The sequence below is a fragment of the Streptomyces sp. NPDC037054 genome (assembly GCF_055606745.1).
This window is the reverse complement of record NZ_JBVJSJ010000013.1, coordinates 238,399-255,914: the sequence shown is the minus strand read 5'-3', so window position 1 is coordinate 255,914 and position 17,516 is coordinate 238,399. Positions and strand designations below refer to the sequence as shown.

At 71.2% G+C, this 17,516-nt stretch carries 20 protein-coding genes; 16 read left to right on the top strand and 4 right to left on the bottom strand.

The window, feature by feature from the left end:
• The first annotated feature begins 205 nt into the window (after window positions 1–205).
• The 7 genes from ACZ7D7_RS28170 to ACZ7D7_RS28140 all read left to right on the top strand — a co-directional run bounded on the left by ACZ7D7_RS28170 (window position 206) and on the right by ACZ7D7_RS28140 (window position 8,214).
• Window positions 206–1,213 carry an ABC transporter permease gene (locus tag ACZ7D7_RS28170; protein WP_470827882.1) on the top strand — a complete coding sequence of 336 codons (1,008 nt, stop codon included), beginning with the start codon at window positions 206–208 and terminating at the stop codon, window positions 1,211–1,213.
• A gap of 70 nt (window positions 1,214–1,283) precedes the next feature.
• Window positions 1,284–3,065: an ABC transporter substrate-binding protein gene (locus ACZ7D7_RS28165; protein ID WP_470827881.1), complete on the top strand. Its 1,782-nt coding sequence runs from the start codon at window positions 1,284–1,286 to the stop codon at window positions 3,063–3,065.
• Between the two features lie 114 nt (window positions 3,066–3,179).
• Entirely contained in the window at window positions 3,180–4,178 is a 999-nt protein-coding gene (locus ACZ7D7_RS28160; RefSeq protein WP_470827880.1) for an ABC transporter permease, read from the top strand.
• On the top strand, window positions 4,175–5,272 hold the full coding sequence (locus ACZ7D7_RS28155; protein ID WP_470827879.1) for an ABC transporter ATP-binding protein: 1,098 nt from the start codon (window positions 4,175–4,177) through the stop codon (window positions 5,270–5,272). Before ACZ7D7_RS28160 ends, ACZ7D7_RS28155 begins: the two co-directional genes overlap by 4 nt.
• A gap of 23 nt (window positions 5,273–5,295) precedes the next feature.
• Window positions 5,296–6,552: an ABC transporter ATP-binding protein gene (locus tag ACZ7D7_RS28150; RefSeq protein ID WP_470827878.1), complete on the top strand. Its 1,257-nt coding sequence runs from the start codon at window positions 5,296–5,298 to the stop codon at window positions 6,550–6,552.
• Window positions 6,553–6,618: 66 nt separating this feature from the next.
• A complete protein-coding gene (locus ACZ7D7_RS28145; protein ID WP_470827876.1) occupies window positions 6,619–7,299 on the top strand; it encodes a trimeric intracellular cation channel family protein in 681 nt (226 codons plus the stop codon).
• 69 nt (window positions 7,300–7,368) lie between these two features.
• The gene (locus ACZ7D7_RS28140; RefSeq protein WP_470827874.1) at window positions 7,369–8,214 is read left to right on the top strand and encodes a thioesterase family protein; all 846 of its coding nucleotides are present in this window, start codon (window positions 7,369–7,371) and stop codon (window positions 8,212–8,214) included.
• Window positions 8,215–8,283: 69 nt separating this feature from the next.
• Here the strand turns inward: ACZ7D7_RS28140 and ACZ7D7_RS28135 are convergent, their stop codons facing one another.
• The gene (locus ACZ7D7_RS28135; RefSeq protein WP_470827873.1) at window positions 8,284–8,904 is read right to left on the bottom strand and encodes a TetR family transcriptional regulator; all 621 of its coding nucleotides are present in this window, start codon (window positions 8,902–8,904) and stop codon (window positions 8,284–8,286) included.
• 113 nt (window positions 8,905–9,017) lie between these two features.
• Between ACZ7D7_RS28135 and ACZ7D7_RS28130 the strand changes: the two genes are divergently transcribed.
• From ACZ7D7_RS28130 to ACZ7D7_RS28115, 4 genes are all read left to right on the top strand, one after another.
• Complete coding sequence (locus ACZ7D7_RS28130) at window positions 9,018–9,185, top strand: hypothetical protein (RefSeq protein WP_470827872.1); 168 nt, start codon at window positions 9,018–9,020, stop codon at window positions 9,183–9,185.
• Window positions 9,186–9,229: 44 nt separating this feature from the next.
• Window positions 9,230–9,496 (top strand): DUF4190 domain-containing protein, encoded by a 267-nt coding sequence (locus ACZ7D7_RS28125; RefSeq protein ID WP_470827871.1) that lies wholly within the window; start codon window positions 9,230–9,232, stop codon window positions 9,494–9,496.
• 81 nt (window positions 9,497–9,577) lie between these two features.
• On the top strand, window positions 9,578–10,741 hold the full coding sequence (locus tag ACZ7D7_RS28120; RefSeq protein WP_470827869.1) for a cysteine desulfurase family protein: 1,164 nt from the start codon (window positions 9,578–9,580) through the stop codon (window positions 10,739–10,741).
• 76 nt (window positions 10,742–10,817) lie between these two features.
• Window positions 10,818–11,195 (top strand): DUF1304 family protein, encoded by a 378-nt coding sequence (locus ACZ7D7_RS28115; protein WP_470827868.1) that lies wholly within the window; start codon window positions 10,818–10,820, stop codon window positions 11,193–11,195.
• A 1-nt stretch (window position 11,196) separates the two neighbouring features.
• Here the strand turns inward: ACZ7D7_RS28115 and ACZ7D7_RS28110 are convergent, their stop codons facing one another.
• Window positions 11,197–11,862 carry an N-acetylmuramoyl-L-alanine amidase gene (locus tag ACZ7D7_RS28110; RefSeq protein WP_470827867.1) on the bottom strand — a complete coding sequence of 222 codons (666 nt, stop codon included), beginning with the start codon at window positions 11,860–11,862 and terminating at the stop codon, window positions 11,197–11,199.
• A gap of 75 nt (window positions 11,863–11,937) precedes the next feature.
• Between ACZ7D7_RS28110 and mnmA the strand changes: the two genes are divergently transcribed.
• On the top strand, window positions 11,938–13,071 hold the full coding sequence (mnmA, locus tag ACZ7D7_RS28105) for a tRNA 2-thiouridine(34) synthase MnmA (RefSeq protein ID WP_470827866.1): 1,134 nt from the start codon (window positions 11,938–11,940) through the stop codon (window positions 13,069–13,071).
• 92 nt (window positions 13,072–13,163) lie between these two features.
• Here mnmA and ACZ7D7_RS28100 read toward each other — a convergent pair whose 3' ends face one another.
• Together ACZ7D7_RS28100 and ACZ7D7_RS28095 are read right to left on the bottom strand one after the other, a co-directional pair.
• Window positions 13,164–13,943, bottom strand: coding sequence for an alpha/beta fold hydrolase (locus ACZ7D7_RS28100; RefSeq protein ID WP_470827864.1), 780 nt, complete (start codon window positions 13,941–13,943; stop codon window positions 13,164–13,166).
• 54 nt (window positions 13,944–13,997) lie between these two features.
• The gene (locus tag ACZ7D7_RS28095) at window positions 13,998–14,321 is read right to left on the bottom strand and encodes a DUF427 domain-containing protein (RefSeq protein WP_470827862.1); all 324 of its coding nucleotides are present in this window, start codon (window positions 14,319–14,321) and stop codon (window positions 13,998–14,000) included.
• Window positions 14,322–14,398: 77 nt separating this feature from the next.
• Here ACZ7D7_RS28095 and ACZ7D7_RS28090 point away from each other — a divergent pair, with 77 nt between their 5' ends.
• From ACZ7D7_RS28090 to ACZ7D7_RS28075, 4 genes are read left to right on the top strand one after another with little or no spacing between them, the layout of a single operon-like run.
• On the top strand, window positions 14,399–15,202 hold the full coding sequence (locus ACZ7D7_RS28090) for a class I SAM-dependent methyltransferase (RefSeq protein WP_470827860.1): 804 nt from the start codon (window positions 14,399–14,401) through the stop codon (window positions 15,200–15,202).
• Entirely contained in the window at window positions 15,199–15,738 is a 540-nt protein-coding gene (locus tag ACZ7D7_RS28085; RefSeq protein ID WP_470827858.1) for an LOG family protein, read from the top strand. Before ACZ7D7_RS28090 ends, ACZ7D7_RS28085 begins: the two co-directional genes overlap by 4 nt.
• A 17-nt stretch (window positions 15,739–15,755) precedes the next feature.
• Complete coding sequence (locus ACZ7D7_RS28080) at window positions 15,756–16,454, top strand: SDR family oxidoreductase (protein ID WP_470827856.1); 699 nt, start codon at window positions 15,756–15,758, stop codon at window positions 16,452–16,454.
• Between the two features lie 60 nt (window positions 16,455–16,514).
• A complete protein-coding gene (locus ACZ7D7_RS28075; RefSeq protein ID WP_470827855.1) occupies window positions 16,515–17,516 on the top strand; it encodes a methionine synthase in 1,002 nt (333 codons plus the stop codon).

Sequence of the window (17,516 nt, the reverse complement as noted above, 5' to 3'; positions counted from 1 at the left end):
CGGCCGTAACCGTCCGTTCGGATAACGGAACCCCCCGGACAGCATCACGGTTGCGCATCCATTCTCCGTCAAGTCTGGCAACAAAACGCCGAAGCGTTGAAGACTCCCGCACCAGGGGTGTTCACCCCTGCGTACGACGGACTGAAACGCCGCCACAGCGGCAAGTGCTGGCCGGCCACCGCCGGTTGAGAGGGGTCCCTGCCAGATGACGGCACCATTGCACGAGCCGACCGCGGAAGCGGCTCCGAGTGCGGCCGAAGAAGCGGCGGTAGTCAGTTCCGACGCGAAGGCCGTGCAGGGGCGCTCCTTGGGCCGGATCGCCTGGGAGCGCCTGAAGCGGGACAAACTCGCCCTCGCGGGAAGCGTCGTCGTGCTCTTCCTGATCGCCGTCGCGCTGCTCGCGCCGGTGATCACGAGCCTCGTCGGACAGGATCCCGAGACCCACCACGAGGACCTCATCGACCCGCTGTTCGGCACCCCGACGGGCTCCTGGGGCGGCATCAGCGGTGAGCACCTGCTGGGCGTGGAGCCGGTCAACGGCCGCGACATCTTCGCCCGCATCGTCTACGGCGCCCGGATCTCGCTCCTCGTCGGCTTCCTGTCGGCGCTGGTGGCGGTGGTCATCGGTACCGTGCTGGGTATCCTCGCCGGTTTCTTCGGCGGGTGGGTCGACGCCGCGATCAGCCGCGTGATGGACGGTCTGCTGGCCTTCCCGCAGCTGCTGTTCATCATCGCCCTGGTCTCCGTCATGCCGAACGAGATGCTGGGGCTGACCGGTACGGGCGTCCGCCTGTTCGTGATGATCCTCGTCATCGGTTTCTTCGGCTGGCCCTACATCGGACGCGTGGTGCGCGGTCAGACGCTCTCCCTGCGTGAACGGGAGTACGTCGAGGCGGCCCGATCGCTGGGCGCGGGGCGGTTCTACATCCTCTTCAAGGAACTGCTGCCCAACCTCGTCGCGCCGATCATCGTGTACACGACGATGATGATCCCGACCAACATCCTCACCGAAGCGGCACTCAGCTTCCTGGGCGTGGGCGTCAAGCCGCCCACGGCCTCCTGGGGCCAGATGCTCTCGAGCGCGATCGACTACTACGACTCGGACCCCATGTACATGGTGATCCCGGGCGTGGCGATCTTCATCACCGTTCTTGCCTTCAACCTCTTCGGCGACGGCGTGCGTGACGCGCTCGACCCGAAGGGCTCCCGCTGAACTGCCGTACCCCAAGCGACCCGTGGCATCTGGCACGGGACCTCTCATCACAACCGGAGGATCCGAGATCGTGACTACCCAACGCACCTCAGGGCGGCGCAAGCAGGCCATGGCCGCTGCCGCTGTGGTCGCGGCGCTGCTGGGCACGGCGGCGTGCGGCGGCGGCGAAGACAGCAACGGCGACAGCAGCAAGGGGGCCGGCTTCGACGCGGCCAACAACAAGCTGGCCAACCAGGCCTCCGCCAAGGGCGGCGAGCTGAAGTTCGCCGGAGCCCAGGACGCCGACTCGTGGGACACCACGCGCGGCTACTACGGCTTTGCCTGGAACTTCATGCGCTACTACAGCCGTCAGCTGCTCAGCTTCAAGACCGAGCCGGGCAAGGCGGGCGCCGAGCTCACGCCCGACCTCGCCACCGACGCGGGCAAGGTCTCGGACGACGGCAAGACCTACACCTTCACCCTGCGTGACGGCGTCACCTGGGAGGACGGCAAGCCGATCACGTCCCAGGACGTGAAGTACGGCATCGAGCGCCAGTGGGCGCAGGACGTGCTGTCCGGCGGCCCGGTCTACCTGAAGGACATCCTGGACCCGAAGGGCGAGTACCAGGGTCCGTACAAGGACAAGTCCGCCGACAAGCTCGGCCTGAAGGCCATCGAGACGCCGGACGAGAAGACCATCGTCTTCAAGCTCCCCGCGGCCAACAGCGACTTCCCCGAGATGCTCGCGATGCCGTCGGCGTCCCCGGTCCGCCAGGACAAGGACACCAAGTCGAAGTACGGCCTGAAGCCGTTCTCCAGCGGCCCGTACAAGTTCCAGTCGTACTCCCCGGGCAAGTCCCTGGTCCTCACCCGCAACGCGGAGTGGAAGCAGGACTCGGACCCGATCCGCAAGGCGCTGCCGGACAAGATCAGCGTCCGGTTCTTCACCAACGCCAACGACATGGACCAGCGCCTGATCAACGGCGACTACCACCTGGACATCAACCAGACCGGCATGTCGCCGCAGGGCCGCACCACCGCCCTGAAGCAGCACAAGGAGAACCTGGACAACCCGGTCACCGGCTACATCCGTTACGCGGTCTTCCCGCAGACGGTGAAGCCGTTCGACAACATCCACTGCCGCAAGGCCGTGATCTACGGTGCCGACCACGTCTCGCTGCAGAACGCGCGCGGCGGCCCCATCGCCGGCGGTGACATCGGCACCAACATGCTGCCGCCGTCCGTGCCGGGCTCCGAGGGTCAGAAGTACGACCCGTACGAGATCGCCGGTGCGAACAAGAAGGGCAACGTCGAGAAGGCCAAGGAAGAGCTGAAGGCCTGCGGCCAGCCCAACGGCTTCAAGACCCGCATCGCGGTCCGCAACAACAAGCCGGTCGAGGTGGCCACCGCCGAGTCGATGCAGGCCTCGCTGAAGAAGGTCGGCATCCAGGCCGAGATCGACCAGTACGACGGCTCGCAGACCTCCGGCATCATCGGCAGCCCTTCGAACGTGAAGAAGAAGGGCTACGGCATCATCATCATGGGCTGGGGTCCGGACTTCGCCACGGTCCAGGGCTTCGGTCTGCCGCTGTGGAGCAGCAAGTACATCCTCGAGAGCGGCAACAACAACTTCGCCATGATCAAGGACAAGGCGATCGACAAGCTCTTCGACGACTACGTCAAGGAGCTGGACGAGGCGAAGAAGGCCCAGATCTCGACGGAGATCAACCACAAGGTCATGGAGGGCGGCTACTACCTGCCCTTCGTGTTCGAGAAGTTCATCAACTGGCGCTCGCCCGCCCTCACGAACGTCTACACGACCGACGCGTACAACGGCATGTACGACTTCGTGAGCCTGGGCGTCAAGAAGTAATCCGGCCCGGCACACCCGCCATACGGCACGAAAGGCAGGTGAAGGCCGGGGCGGCGTGACCGTGGGCCACCGGACGAACTCCGGTGGCCCTGGTCCGCCGCCGGGCCGAGAGCTGTGCTCGCTTACCTCATCAGGCGGCTGTTCGCCGCCGCAGTGATGCTGGTGGTCATCATCCTGGTGGTCTTCAGCATCTTCTTCCTCGTCCCCAAGTGGGCGGGAGTCGACCTGGCCACGAGCTTCGTGGGCAAGCAGGCCGACCCGGCCGCCGTCGAGGCGGTGCGGCAGAAGCTGGGCCTGAGCGACCCGGTGTTCGTCCAGGTCTGGGAGTTCTTCCGGGGCATCTTCATGGGCCGCACCTACGCGGCCGGCGGCGACGTCACCGAGTGCGCCGCGCCCTGCTTCGGGTACTCCTTCCGCAGCGAACAGGCCGTCTGGCCGGTGCTGACCGACCGCTTCCCGGTGACCCTGGGACTGGCGCTCGGTGCCGCCGTGCTGTGGCTGCTCATGGGCGTCGCGGCGGGCGTGCTCTCCGCGCTCAAGCGGGGCAGCGTCTGGGACCGCAGCGCGATGGTCGTCGCCCTCGCGGGTGTCTCCCTGCCCATCTACTTCACCGGTCTGCTGAGCCTGGCGATCTTCAGCTACGGACTGGGCTGGATCGACGGCGAGTACGTGCCCTTCGAGGACAGCTTCACGGGCTGGCTCGGCGGCATGATCCTTCCGTGGGTCACCCTGGCGTTCCTGTACGCGGCGATGTACGCCCGTATCACCCGCGCCACCATGCTGGAGATCCTCGGCGAGGACTACATCCGCACGGCCCGCGCCAAGGGCCTGCGCGAGCAGGTCGTGATCCGCAAGCACGCCATGCGCTCCACGATGACGCCGATCCTCACCATGCTCGGCATGGACATCGGCGCCCTCATGGGCGGGGCGATCCTGACCGAGACCACGTTCAGCCTCCCCGGCCTCGGCCAGAAGGTGCTGGACGCGATCAAGAACCAGGACCTGCCGTTCATCCTGGGCGTCACCCTGATCACGTCGCTCGCCGTGCTCGTCGCCAACCTCGTGGTGGACATCCTGTACGCCGTGATCGACCCCCGAGTGAGGCTCACATGACCGAACTCAGCAAGACCGGAGCGGCCGTGGGCGAGCCCACCGGCGCCTCGAAGCCGCCCACCGCCTTCCTGGAGGTGCGCGACCTCAAGGTGCACTTCCCGACGGACGACGGTCTGGTCAAGTCCGTCGACGGGCTCAGCTTCCAGCTGGAGAAGGGCAAGACCCTCGGCATCGTGGGCGAGTCCGGCTCCGGCAAGTCGGTGACCTCGCTCGGCATCATGGGCCTGCACACCGCCGGCCAGTACGGCAAGCGCAAGGCGCGGATCTCCGGCGAGATCTGGCTCGACGGCACCGAACTGCTGTCCGCCGACCCGGACTACGTGCGACGGCTGCGCGGCCGCGAGATGGCGATGATCTTCCAGGACCCGCTGTCCGCGCTGCACCCGTACTACACGATCGGCGCGCAGATCGTGGAGGCGTACCGCATCCACCACGACGTCGACAAGAAGACCGCCAAGCGGCGCGCGGTCGAGATGCTCGACCGGGTCGGCATCCCGCAGCCGGACAAGCGCGTCGACAGCTACCCGCACGAGTTCTCCGGCGGCATGCGCCAGCGCGCGATGATCGCCATGTCGCTGGTGAACAACCCCGAACTGCTCATCGCGGACGAGCCGACCACCGCCCTGGACGTCACCGTCCAGGCGCAGATCCTCGACCTCATCCGCGACCTGCAGAAGGAGTTCGGCTCCGCGGTCATCATCATCACCCACGACCTGGGCGTCGTCGCCGAACTGGCCGACGACCTCCTGGTGATGTACGGCGGCCGCTGCGTCGAGCGGGGCCCGGCGGAGAAGGTCTTCTACGAGCCGCGCCACCCCTACACCTGGGGCCTGCTCGGTTCGATGCCGCGACTGGACCGCGAGCAGCAGGACCGGCTCATCCCGGTCAAGGGCTCCCCGCCCTCGCTGATCAACATCCCGTCGGGCTGTGCCTTCAACCCGCGGTGCCCGTACGCGGACGTCCCGAAGGACGACGTCACCCGCACGGTGCGTCCCGAGCTTGCCGAGGTCGGCGACCGGCACTGGGCCGCCTGCCACATGAGCGCGGAGCAGCGGGAGCGTATCTGGACCGAAGAGATTGCGCCGAAGCTGTGAGCGAGAACTCCAAGGACACAGACGTGACCACTCCCGCGACGAGCGACGGTGCCACCCTCACGAAGGACGCCGCCCCCGGCGAGGTCCTGCTGAAGGTGACCGGCCTCCAGAAGCACTTCCCGATCCGCAAGGGCCTGCTCCAGCGCCAGGTCGGCGCGGTGCGCGCGGTCGACGGCATCGACTTCGAGGTCAGGTCGGGCGAGACCCTGGGCGTCGTGGGCGAGTCCGGCTGCGGCAAGTCCACGATGGGCCGGCTGATCACCCGGCTGCTGGAGCCGACCGCGGGCACGGTGGAGTTCCAGGGCAAGGACATCACGCACCTCGGCGTCAGCGGCATGCGCCCGCTGCGCCGCGACGTCCAGATGATCTTCCAGGACCCGTACTCGTCGCTGAACCCCCGGCACACCATCGGCACGATCGTCGGTGCTCCCTTCAAGCTCCAGGGCGTCGAGCCCGAGGGCGGCGTCAAGAAGGAAGTGCAGCGGCTGCTGTCGGTCGTGGGGCTCAACCCCGAGCACTACAACCGCTATCCGCACGAGTTCTCCGGCGGCCAGCGCCAGCGCATCGGCATCGCCCGCGCGCTCGCGCTCAACCCGAAGCTTGTCGTGGCGGACGAGCCGGTGTCGGCCCTGGACGTGTCGATCCAGGCGCAGGTGGTGAACCTGCTGGACGACCTCCAGCAGGAGCTGGGCCTGACGTACGTGATCATCGCGCACGACCTGTCCGTCGTCCGGCACGTCTCGGACCGCATCGCGGTGATGTACCTCGGCAAGATCGTCGAGCTGGCCGACCGCGACCTGCTGTACAAGACGCCGATGCACCCGTACACCAAGGCGCTGATGTCGGCGGTGCCGATCCCGGACCCGCGGCGCAAGGCGGGCAAGAGCGAGCGCATCCTGCTCAAGGGCGACGTGCCCTCGCCGATCGCCCCGCCGAGCGGCTGCCGCTTCCACACCCGGTGCTGGAAGGCGACGGAGATCTGCCGCACGACCGAGCCGCCGCTGCTGGAGCTGCGGCCGGGCCAGCGCGTGGCCTGCCACCACCCGGAGAACTTCGCGGACCAGGCCCCGGGCGACACGGTGCTGCTGACCGCCGCGAAGGAGGCCGGCGCGCTGGTCGGCGACGCGGTGCTGGAGGAGTCGGCGGAGACGTCGGCGGCGGTCGCCAGGGCGGTGTCGTCCGACGAGACGCCCGCCGAGGAGACCCCCGCCACGGACACCCCCGCCACGGAGGCTCCCTCGGAGGAGGCTCCTTCCAAGGACGCTCCCTCCAAGGAGTAGTAAGCCTGAGCGAGCCCCCGCCTTTCATTGGAAGGCGGGGGCTCGCTCGTGGGTCAGAATGGAAGGGTGCTTCAGCAACTGTTCAGCCCGTCCGTCCAGCACACCCTCGACCTGATCGGCATCTTCGTCTTCGCGATCTCCGGCGCCCTGCTGGCCGTCCGGAAGAACTTCGACGTCTTCGGCATCGCCGTCCTCGCCGAGGTCACCGCGCTGGGTGGCGGACTGTTCCGCGACCTGATCATCGGTGCCGTGCCGCCCGCCGCGTTCACGGACCTCGGCTACTTCCTCACCCCGCTGCTCGCCGCCGCACTGGTGTTCTTCCTGCACCCGCAGGTGGAGCGCATCCAGGCCGGTGTGAACGTCTTCGACGCGGCCGGCCTCGGCCTGTTCTGCGTCGCCGGGACGACGAAGGCGTACGAGTACGGGCTCGGCCTCACCGCCTCCGCCTGCCTCGGCCTCGCGACGGCGGTGGGCGGCGGCGTGCTGCGGGACGTGCTCGCCAACGAGGTGCCGTCCCTGCTGCGCTGGGACCGCGACCTGTACGCGGTGCCGGCGATCGTCGGCGCCACGATGGTCGCGCTGTGCATCCGGTACGACGTCCTCACGCCGGTCACCAGCGGTCTCGCGGTGATCACCGCCTTCGTGCTGCGGCTGCTCGCGATGCGCTACCACTGGCGGGCGCCGCGCGCCTGGAACCGCCGCTCGACGGTCAGCGAGGAGGACCGCGGGGCCGCGTCGTTCACCTGACCCGCACCGTTCACACGGCCGTCACGCAGAAAGCTACCGCTTAGTAGTTTCCTGTTGTACCGTACCGCCATGGCTCAGGCATCCCAGGCGACCATCGGCAGCAGCGAGTTCGACCGCGACACCGCCGTCACCCGGCGCGCGGAAGGCGTCTACGACATCGACCTGTCCGCGGGCTGGACGATCATCAACGCCGTCAACGGCGGCTACCTGCTGGCCGTGCTGGGCCGCGCCCTCTCCGACGCGCTGCCGCACCCGGACCCGTTCACCGTCTCCGCGCACTACCTCACCGCCTCCCAGCCGGGCCCGGCGGTCGTGCGCACCGAGACCGTCCGCACCGGCCGCACCCTCTCCACCGGCCAGGCCTCGCTCCTGCAGTACGACGACGAGGGCAACGAGGTCGAGCGGATCCGCGTCCTCGCCTCCTACGGCGACCTCGACGCGCTCCCCGACGACGTCCGCACCTCGGCCCGGCCGCCCGCGATCCCGCCGATGGACCAGTGCTTCGGCCCCGAGGACGGGCCCGCCCCCGTGCCCGGCAGCTCGGCCATCGCCGACCGGCTGATGATCAAGCTGGACCCGGCCACCCTCGGCTGGGCGCTCGGACAGCCGTCCGGCAAGGGGGAGATGCGCGCCTGGTTCGGCCTCAAGGACGGCCGGGACGCCGACCCCTTCTCGCTGCTCCTCGCGGTCGACGCGCTGCCACCCACCGCCTTCGAACTCGGGCTGTCCGGCTGGGTGCCGACGGTCGAGCTGACCGTGCACGTGCGGTGCCGCCCGGCCCCGGGCCCGCTGCGGGTGTCGATCACCACGCGCAACCTCGCCGGCGGCTTCCTCGAGGAGGACGCCGAGGTCTGGGACAGCGCAGACCGGCTGGTGGCCCAGTCCCGCCAGCTCGCACGCGTGCGACTCGGCTGACGCGCGCGCTTTCGGGCCTCGGTCCCCGGTCCTGCCCGGTCCGGCCTCGCGTCGGCCGGACCGCCGGTCTCAGTCCAGCCAGTGCCGGCGGCCGAGGCTGATCAGCCTCAGCCGCCGGGCGGCCAGCCGCGTGACACGCGCCCGCTCCTCGCCCGCCGGCGCCTCCAGGAACAGCGACGCCGTCACGAGCATCTGGTCGACGTAGAGATGCGCGAGCATCGTCAGGTCGTCCTCGCTCCAGCCCGCCGACACCGGGTCCTTGGCCAGCTCCTCCTTCACCTCACCGGCGAACCGGGCCAGTTGGGCCCGGATGGCCTCCCGCACCGGCTGCACCCCGCCGTGCCGCTCCCGCGCGACGAACCGCACGTGCGCCGGGTGCGCGTCCACGTGCCCGGCGATCAACTCCACGGCGCGGTCGATGCGTTCGTCGCTGTCGCCCGTCGTGGCCACCGTCCTGCGGATCATCGGGTGCAGACTGCCCAGCGCCTCCTCGACCAGCGCCACGCCCAGGTCCGCCGTGGAGCGGAAGTGCCGGTAGAACGCGGTCGGGGCGACGCCGACCGCGCGCGTGACCTCGCGCAGCCCCAGGCTGCTCAGGCTCTGCTCCTCCAGCAGCCCCAACGCCGCCGCCAGCAGCGCCTGCCGGGTCTTCCGCTTCTGGGCCTGCCGGGCGCCGAGGGTGTGACTCATGGCATGCAGTCAACAACCGTTCTCCGTCAGGGCAAAGTCGTGACGCGCGTTAGACTGGGTAGTCAGTGAACAACTGTCACCACATTGTTCGCCCGACCGGAGGGGGAATCTCCATGCTTTTCCTGGTCGCAGCGCTCCTGCTGCTCGGCGTCGCCCTGGGCACCGTCGCCCACGCACCCCTGTCCTTCACCCTCGTCGCCGCCGTCGTGATCGCCGCGTGGCTGGGCGTCTTCGCCCTCCGCGAGCGCCACGCCCGCCGCCGCGGCACCACCGCCGGCTGACCCGCACGTCCGACCCTCCACCGACCGCCGGGAGCCGACCCACCATGCATCTGACCGCACCGGCCACTCACCGGACCGGCATCCGCGACACCGACGGCATGGCCGTCGCGTCCTTCGTCCTCGGCCTGCTCGGCCTCCTCGTGCTCAACGTGTTCCTCGGGCCGACCGCCATCGCGCTCGCCGGCGTCGCCCTGTGGCGCGGCACCGCCCGCCGCGGCCGGGCCCTCCTCGGCCTCGGGCTCGGCGTCGCCGACCTCCTCGTCCTCGCGGCGTTCGTGCACGCCGACAACACCATCTCCTGGAGCTTCTGAAACCCCTGGGACCACTGGGGCGGCGGCGCCGGGGCACGGCCCGAAGGGCGCGCGGAACAGCCCCGTAGAATCGGGGTCACCATGGCTTACCTCGACCACGCCGCGACCACCCCGATGCTTCCCGAGGCAGTCGAGGCACTCACCGCGCACCTCAGTGTCACCGGCAACGCCTCCTCGCTCCACGCGGCCGGCCGCCGCGCGCGGCGCACCGTCGAGGAGGCCAGGGAGACCCTCGCCGACGCCCTCGGCGCCCGGCCCAGCGAGATCGTCTTCACCTCCGGCGGCACCGAGGCCGACAACCTCGCGGTCAAGGGCCTGTACTGGGCCCGCCGCGACGCCGACCCCGCGCGCACCCGCGTCCTCGCGAGCCCCGTCGAGCACCACGCCGTCCTCGACGCCGTGCACTGGCTCGGCGAACACGAGGGCGCCACCGTCGAGTACCTGCCCGTGGACTCCTACGGCCGCGTCCACCCCGAGGCGCTGCGCGAGGCCATCGCCCGCAACCCCGACGACGTCGCCCTCGCCACCGTCATGTGGGCCAACAACGAGATCGGCACGGTCCTGCCGGTCCGTCAACTCGCCGACGCCGCGAGCGAGTTCGGCGTCCCGCTGCACGCCGACGCGGTGCAGGCCTTCGGTCAGCTGCCCGTCGACTTCGCCGAGTCCGGGCTCGCCGCGATGACGGTGTCCGGGCACAAGATCGGCGGTCCGTACGGCATCGGCGCCCTCGTCCTCGGCCGCGAGTACACGCCCGTGCCCGTGCTGCACGGCGGCGGTCAGGAGCGGCACGTGCGCTCCGGCACCCTCGACGTGCCCGCCGTCGCCTCCTTCGCGGTCGCCGGGCGGCTGGCCGCCGAGCAGCGCGCGTGGTTCGCCCGCGAGATCGGCGCCCTGCGCGACGACCTCGTGGCCGCGGTCCGCGCCGCCGTGCCCGACGCGATCCTCGGCGGCGACCCCAAGGACCGCCTCCCGGCCAACGCGCACTTCACGTTCCCCGGATGCGAGGGCGACTCGCTGCTGCTCCTGCTCGACGCCCAGGGCATCGAGTGCTCCACGGGCTCCGCCTGCACCGCGGGCGTCGCCCAGCCCAGCCACGTCCTGCTCGCCACCGGCACCGACCCGGAACTCGCCCGCGGCACCCTGCGCTTCTCCCTCGGCCACACCTCCACGGCGGCCGACGTCGAGGCCCTCGCCAAGGCCATCGGACCGGCGGTGGAGCGGGCGCGGGCGGCCGGACTGACGTAGGACGGACCCCCCGGCCTCCGGTCCCGCGGGCCGGGCTCGCCTTGCCGAGAAGCGGGCGGAGGCGGACACTTCGGACGTGAACGTCGTCGCGCAGGCCTTCGCGCTGCTCGCCGCCCTGATCCACGTCGTGGTCGGGATCCTGGAGCGCTTCTGCTACGGCCGCCCGGAGGTCCGCCGCTTCCTCACCACGTCCACGGCGGACGCCCCCGAGGTCACCCTCTGGCGCTCGGGCGTCGCCGTCTACAACATGCTGCTCGGCCTCGGCCTCGTCGCCGGGATCGTCGCCCTGCACACCGGGGACACCACCGCCGGCCGCACCCTGGTCGGTTACCTGTGCGCGTTCCTCGTCGTGTCCGCCGTCGTGTTCGCCGTGTCCTTCCCCCGCCTGTGGCGGGGCGCTCTCGGCCAGGGCCTCGCCCCGGCCGCCGCCCTCGCCGCCGCCGCGCTCGGCTGAGTCAGGCCGTGGCCGTCCGGGCCCGGCGTACGAGCTTCATGTAGCGGTCCCAGTCCCAGTGCGGGCCCGGGTCCGTGTGGTCCGTGCCGGGCACCTCCACGTGGCCGATGATGTGCTTGCGGTCCACGGGTATGCCGTAGCGCGCGCAGATCCGGGCCGTGAGACGGGCCGACGCCTCGTACATCTCGTCCGTGAGGTCCTGCGGCCGGTCCACGAAGCCCTCGTGCTCGATGCCCACGCTCCGCTCGTTGTAGGAGCGGTTGCCCGCGTGGTACGCCACGTCGAGCTCGCGGATCATCTGCGTGATCCGGCCGTCCTGGCCCACGATGTAGTGCGTGGCCGCCCGGTGCCCCGGGTCCTGGAAGGCCCGCACCGCGCTGTCGAAACTGCCCTGCGTGACGTGGACGATCACCATGTCGATGCCGTAGTCGTCGGGCCGGTCCGCGCGGCGCCAGTTCGCCTCCGACGCCGCCCGCCAGCGCGCACCCCGGAAGTCCACCTCGCCCGGCTTGCGCGGCTTCTCCACGCCCGGCGCCCGCCACCACAGCCGGGCCAGCTCGTCCCGGGCGAGCGCGGCCGTACCGACGGCCGCCGCCGCGCCGCCGACGATCACCGCCCGTCGCCCGATGCGCCGGTCGGTGTCCTTGGATGCTCGTCTCGCCCCCATGTGATCGTGAACGGATACCCCGGGGCCCTGGTTCCCGGTTCCGCGGTGCCGCGGCCCCCGTACCCTGGAGAGGCTATGACTGACACCCCGCAGCGCACCCGACCCCTCCGCGTCCTCGCCGCCATGTCCGGCGGCGTCGACTCAGCCGTCGCCGCGGCCCGCGCGGCCGAGGCCGGCCACGACGTCACCGGCGTCCACCTCGCGCTCTCCGCGAACCCCCAGAGTTTCCGCACGGGCGCGCGCGGCTGCTGCACCATCGAGGACTCCCGCGACGCCCGCCGCGCCGCCGACGTCATCGGCATCCCGTTCTACGTGTGGGACCTCGCCGACCGCTTCCGCGAGGACGTCGTGGAGGACTTCGTCGCCGAGTACGAGGCCGGCCGCACCCCGAACCCGTGCCTGCGCTGCAACGAGAAGATCAAGTTCGCCGCGCTGCTCGACAAGGCCCTCGCCCTCGGCTTCGACGCGGTCTGCACCGGCCACTACGCCAAGGTGATCACCCGCGAGGACGGCACCCGCGAACTGCACCGCGCCTCCGACATGGCCAAGGACCAGTCGTACGTGCTGGGCGTGCTGGACGACCGGCAGCTCGCACACGCGATGTTCCCCCTCGGCGACACGGTCACCACCAAGGACGAGATCCGCGCGGAGGCCGAGCGGCGCGGCCTCGCCGTCGCCAAGAAGCCCGACTCGCACGACATCTGCTTCATCGCCGACGGCGACACCCAGGGCTTCCTCGCGAACCGGCTGGGCCGGGCCGAGGGCGACATCGTCGACGAGTCCGGTGCCAAGCTGGGCACCCACGAGGGCGCGTACGGCTTCACCATCGGCCAGCGCAAGGGCCTGCGCATCGGCACCCCGGCCCCCGACGGCAAGCCGCGCTACGTCCTCGACATCTCGCCCGTCGACAACACCGTCACCGTCGGCCCCGCCGCCGCCCTCGACGTCACCGCGCTCACCGCGATCAGGCCCCGCTGGTGCGGAGCCGCCCCGACCGGCCCCGGCACCTACACCGCGCAGCTGCGCGCCCACGGCGACGAGACGCCGGTGACCGCCGAGCCGGTCGACGGCGAGCTGAAGGTCCGCTTCAGCGAGCCCGTCCGCGGCGTCGCCCCGGGCCAGGCGATCGTCCTGTACGACGGCACGCGCGTGGTGGGCTCGGCGACCATCGCGTCGACGGTCCGGGCGACGGCGGCGGGCGTGGCCTGAGCGACGGGACGGGCGGCGGCCGGCGAGGCCCGCGCGAGAGGACCGGCGGCGGCCGGTGAGGCCCGCGCGGCAGGACCGTCCCGGCCGCTCCGTCATTCCGCGAAGAACTCCGTCAGCACCGGCGCCAGCACGTTCGGGTCGACCATGTGGGTCTGGTCCGCCAGCGCGCGGTACGTGCCGGCCGGCGCCGCCTCGGCGACCGCCTCGGCCGCCGCGCGCATCCAGGGCGGGCTCGCGTCGCCCGCCAGCGACAGCACCGGCACGGTCAGCGCGGCCAGCTTCTCGCGCGGCACCCGGCCGTCGCCCAGACACGCGTGGTCGTAGGCGAGGGTCGGCGCGATCTCCTCCATGGCGGCCCACATCGGGGACTGCCGCGCGCCCTGGATCATCTCCTCGGCCAGCCCCGTCAGCCGCAGGAACAGCTCGACCGCGTCCCCGCGCCGCCCCTGCCCCAGCGCCTCGGCCAGCCGCTCGCCGTACTCCCGCCGCTGCCGCGCGCCGTCCTCGTCCATGACGTACGGCACCTCGTACACGGCGGCCCGGCGCACCGGCAGACCGCTCGCCACCGCCTCCAGCACCAGCGCGCCGCCCGACGAGATGCCGTACAGCGACGCCTGCCCGCCCACCACGTCGATCAGCGCCGCCAGGTCCTCCACCTCGCGCGCCACGTCGTACGGCCGCGTGTCGCCGCTCTCGCCGCGGCCCCGCCGGTCGTGCACGACGACGGTGAAGTGCCGGGAGAGCGGCCCGGACAGCGGCGCGACCGTGGCGCCCGTCGACATCGCGCCGCTCACGAGGATCACCGCGGGCCCCTGCCCGGTGCGCCGGTAGGCGATGGACGTGCCGTCCTGGGAATGGGTCTTCTTGTCCATGCCTGTGCAGACTGCCCTACCGCACGCGATTCGTCGCCCCCGACACCGCGGCGGTCAGCCGACCTCCACCTCGTAGAAGCACAGGTGGTCCTTGATCTCCGCCACGGCCGGTTTCGGGTCCGGGTACGCCCACACCAGGTCCGCCGCGTCCGGCCGGGACCAGTAGGACGCGGTGCCCTTGAACGGGCAATACGTGTGCGTGGCGGACGGCGTCAGCAGGTCGAGGCGCACGTCCTCGGGCGGCAGGTAGTAGCGGTCCGGGCAGCCCGTCTCCCGCAGGAGCAGGGCGTCGGCGCTCTCCGCGAGGACCTGGCCGTCGCGCACCACGCGCACGTGGCGGTCACTCTTCTCGACGGTGATCCGGTGTCCTTCGGTCACGATCGCCCCTCCTTGGGTAGCCGACTCCTCCGATACAGCGCACCCTGAAGCCGAGTTCTTCCCGCAGGAGGCCCCCCATGGCGACCACCCGACCGGCCAGGAACCGCAGCAGCCTCGCCCACCAGGTGCGGTACGCCCTGTCCCACCCGGACAGGGTCCCCGCCCACGTCCGGCGCGTGGCCCGCGACACGTGGCTGAGGCTCAAGCACCGCGACCACATCGCGTACTACCGGGCCGTCATGGCCTCCGACGCCGCCCGCGACCCCAGGGCCGCCGTCGGCCACAACCCGTCGGCCGAGTCCTGGGAGCGCATCGGCCGCATGCAGTTCGACTACCTGCTGCGGCACGGGCTGCGGCCCGGGCACCGGATGCTGGACATCGGCTGCGGCAACCTGCGCGCGGGGCGGCTGTTCATCGACCACCTGGACACCGGCCACTACTACGGCATCGACATCTCCCCGGCCATCCTGCTCGCCGCCCAGGACACCCTCGTACGGGAGGGCCTCCAGGCGAAGCTGCCGCACCTGATGCTCGCGAACGACCTCACCTTCGCGTTCCTGCCCGACGCGCACTTCGACGTCGTCCACGCGCACAGCGTCTTCTCGCACTCGCCCCGGCACGTCATCGAGGAGTGCTTCGCGCACGTCGGCCGGATCCTCGCGCCCGGCGGCTTCTTCGACTTCACCTTCGACCGCACCGAGGGCGAGGAACACCAGGTGCTGCACGAGGACTTCTACTACCGCACCGAGACCCTGGTGGACCTCGCCGCCCGGTACGGCCTGACCGCTCGGTTCATGGACGACTGGGAGGACCTGCCGCACCGGCAGTCCAAGCTCCGGGTGACCCCGGCGCAGGAGGCGGCGCGTACCGTGGCGCCATGAACATCTGCGTCTTCCTCTCCGCCGCCGACCTCGACGACCGTTACACGCGCCCCGCCCGGGAGTTCGCGGAGCTGCTCGGCAAGGGCGGCCACACGCTGGTGTGGGGCGGCTCCGACGTGGGCCTGATGAAGGTCGTCGCGGACGGCGTGCAGGAGGCCGGCGGCCGGCTCGTGGGCGTCTCGGTGGAGTTCCTCTCCGCCAAGGCCCGGGACGGCGTCGACGAGATGGTCGTCGCCAAGGACCTCGCCGAGCGCAAGAGGCTGCTGCTGGAGAAGGCCGACGCCGTCGTGATCATGGTGGGCGGCACGGGCACGCTCGACGAGGCCACCGAGATCCTGGAGCTGAAGAAGCACGGCCACACCGACAAGCCGGTTGTGCTGCTCAACACGGCGGGCTTCTACGACGGCCTGAAGGAGCAGTTCCGGCGCATGGAGGACGAGGGCTTCCTGCCCCGCCCGCTGACCGAGCTGGTGTTCTTCGCCGAGGAGCCGGTCGGCGCGCTGGCCTACCTGGAGGAGAGCCGGGGCGTGGCCTGAGCGCCGGTGGTGCGAGCATGGCGGGCATGGCTACACATGTGATCACCGGGGCCGGGTCCGGCATCGGCGCGGCCGTCGCCCGCCGTCTGCACGCGCGCGGGGACGACCTCGTGCTGCACGCGCGCGACGCGGGCCGCGCGAAGGAACTGGCCGCGGAGTTCCCCGGGGCGCGGACCCTCGTCGGCGACCTCGCGGACCCCGACAGGCTGAGCTGGGCCTTCTCCCACCAGACGCTGCCGGAGCAGGTGGACTCGCTGCTGCACATCGCGGGCGTGGTCGACCTCGGTCCGGTCGGCGAGCTGACGCCCAAGACGTGGCGGCACCAGCTGAGCGTCAACCTCGTGGCGCCCGCCGAGCTGACGCGGCTGTTCCTGCCCCAGCTGCGGACGGCACGCGGGCACGTGGTGTTCGTGAACTCGGGGGCGGGCCTGAACGCCCACGCGGACTGGTCGGCGTACGCCGCCTCCAAGCACGGCCTGAAGGCGCTCGCGGACTCCCTGCGGCACGAGGAGCACGGCAACGGCGTCCGCGTCACGTCGGTGTATCCCGGCCGGACCGCGAGCCCCATGCAGGCGAAGGTGCACCAGCAGGAGGGCAAGGCGTACGACGCGTCGAAGTGGATCGACCCCGATTCGGTCGCGACGACGATCGTCATGGCCCTGGACCTGCCGCGCGACGCGGAGGTCAACGACCTGACGGTACGTCCGGGACGCTGACCGCCTCCGGTGGCTCCGCCCCCGGAGCCACCGGAGCCCGAACCTCCGTAGGCTGCACCCGTGAACGACACCAAGCACTTCGGCGGAGCCACCGGTATCGGCTCCCTGCCCGGCGGTGACGTCCGTGAGGCCGTCAAGACCGTGACCGGGACCTTCGAGGACTTCCCGTTCCTGCCCGAGCTGCCCGCCCGCGGACCCGGCGCCGACATGATCGGACGGACCGCCGGGATGCTCGTCGAGCTGTACGCGCGCGTGGAGCCGAGCGGCTGGCGGCTGGGGGACCGGCCGGGACGGGACACCAAGCGGGCGCGCGCCTGGCTCCTGGAGGACCTCGACGCGCTGGAGGAGTTCACGCAAGGCTACGAGGGCCCGCTGAAGGTGCAGGCCGTCGGACCGTGGACGCTCGCCGCGAGCCTGGAGCTGAGGAATGGCGAGGCCGCCCTCTCCGACCCCGGCGCCGCCCGCGACCTCGCCGCCTCCCTCGCCGAGGGCCTGCGCCGGCACCTCGCTGAACTGCGCCGCCGCGTCCCCGGCGCACGGCTCGTCCTCCAGCTCGACGAGCCGTCCCTGACCGCCGTCCTCCAGGGCCGGGTGCGGTCGGCCAGCGGCTACCGGACCCACCGGGCCGTGGACCGGCAGATCGTCGAGGGCACGCTGCGCGACGTCCTCGCGGTCAACGACGGCGGCCCGGTCGTCGTGCACTCGTGCGCGCCGGACGTCCCCTTCGCCCTGCTGCGCCGGGCGGGCGCGGCGGCGGTCTCCTTCGACCTCGCGCTCCTCACCGAGCGTGACGACGACGCGATCGGCGAGGCGGTCGAGGGCGGCACCCGGCTGTTCGCCGGTGTGGTGCCGGGCACGGACACCGGATTGTCAGACCCTGCCGGTAGCGTCATGGGTGTCAGGACGCTGTGGCGCAGGCTGGGGCTGCATCCGGGACTTCTCGCGGAGGCGGTCACGGTCACGCCGTCGTGCGGACTCGCGGGCGCCTCCCCCGAGTACGCGCGCCGGGCCCTCGCCCACTGCGCCCGGGCGGCGAGATCCCTCGCGGACAACCCTGAGTAA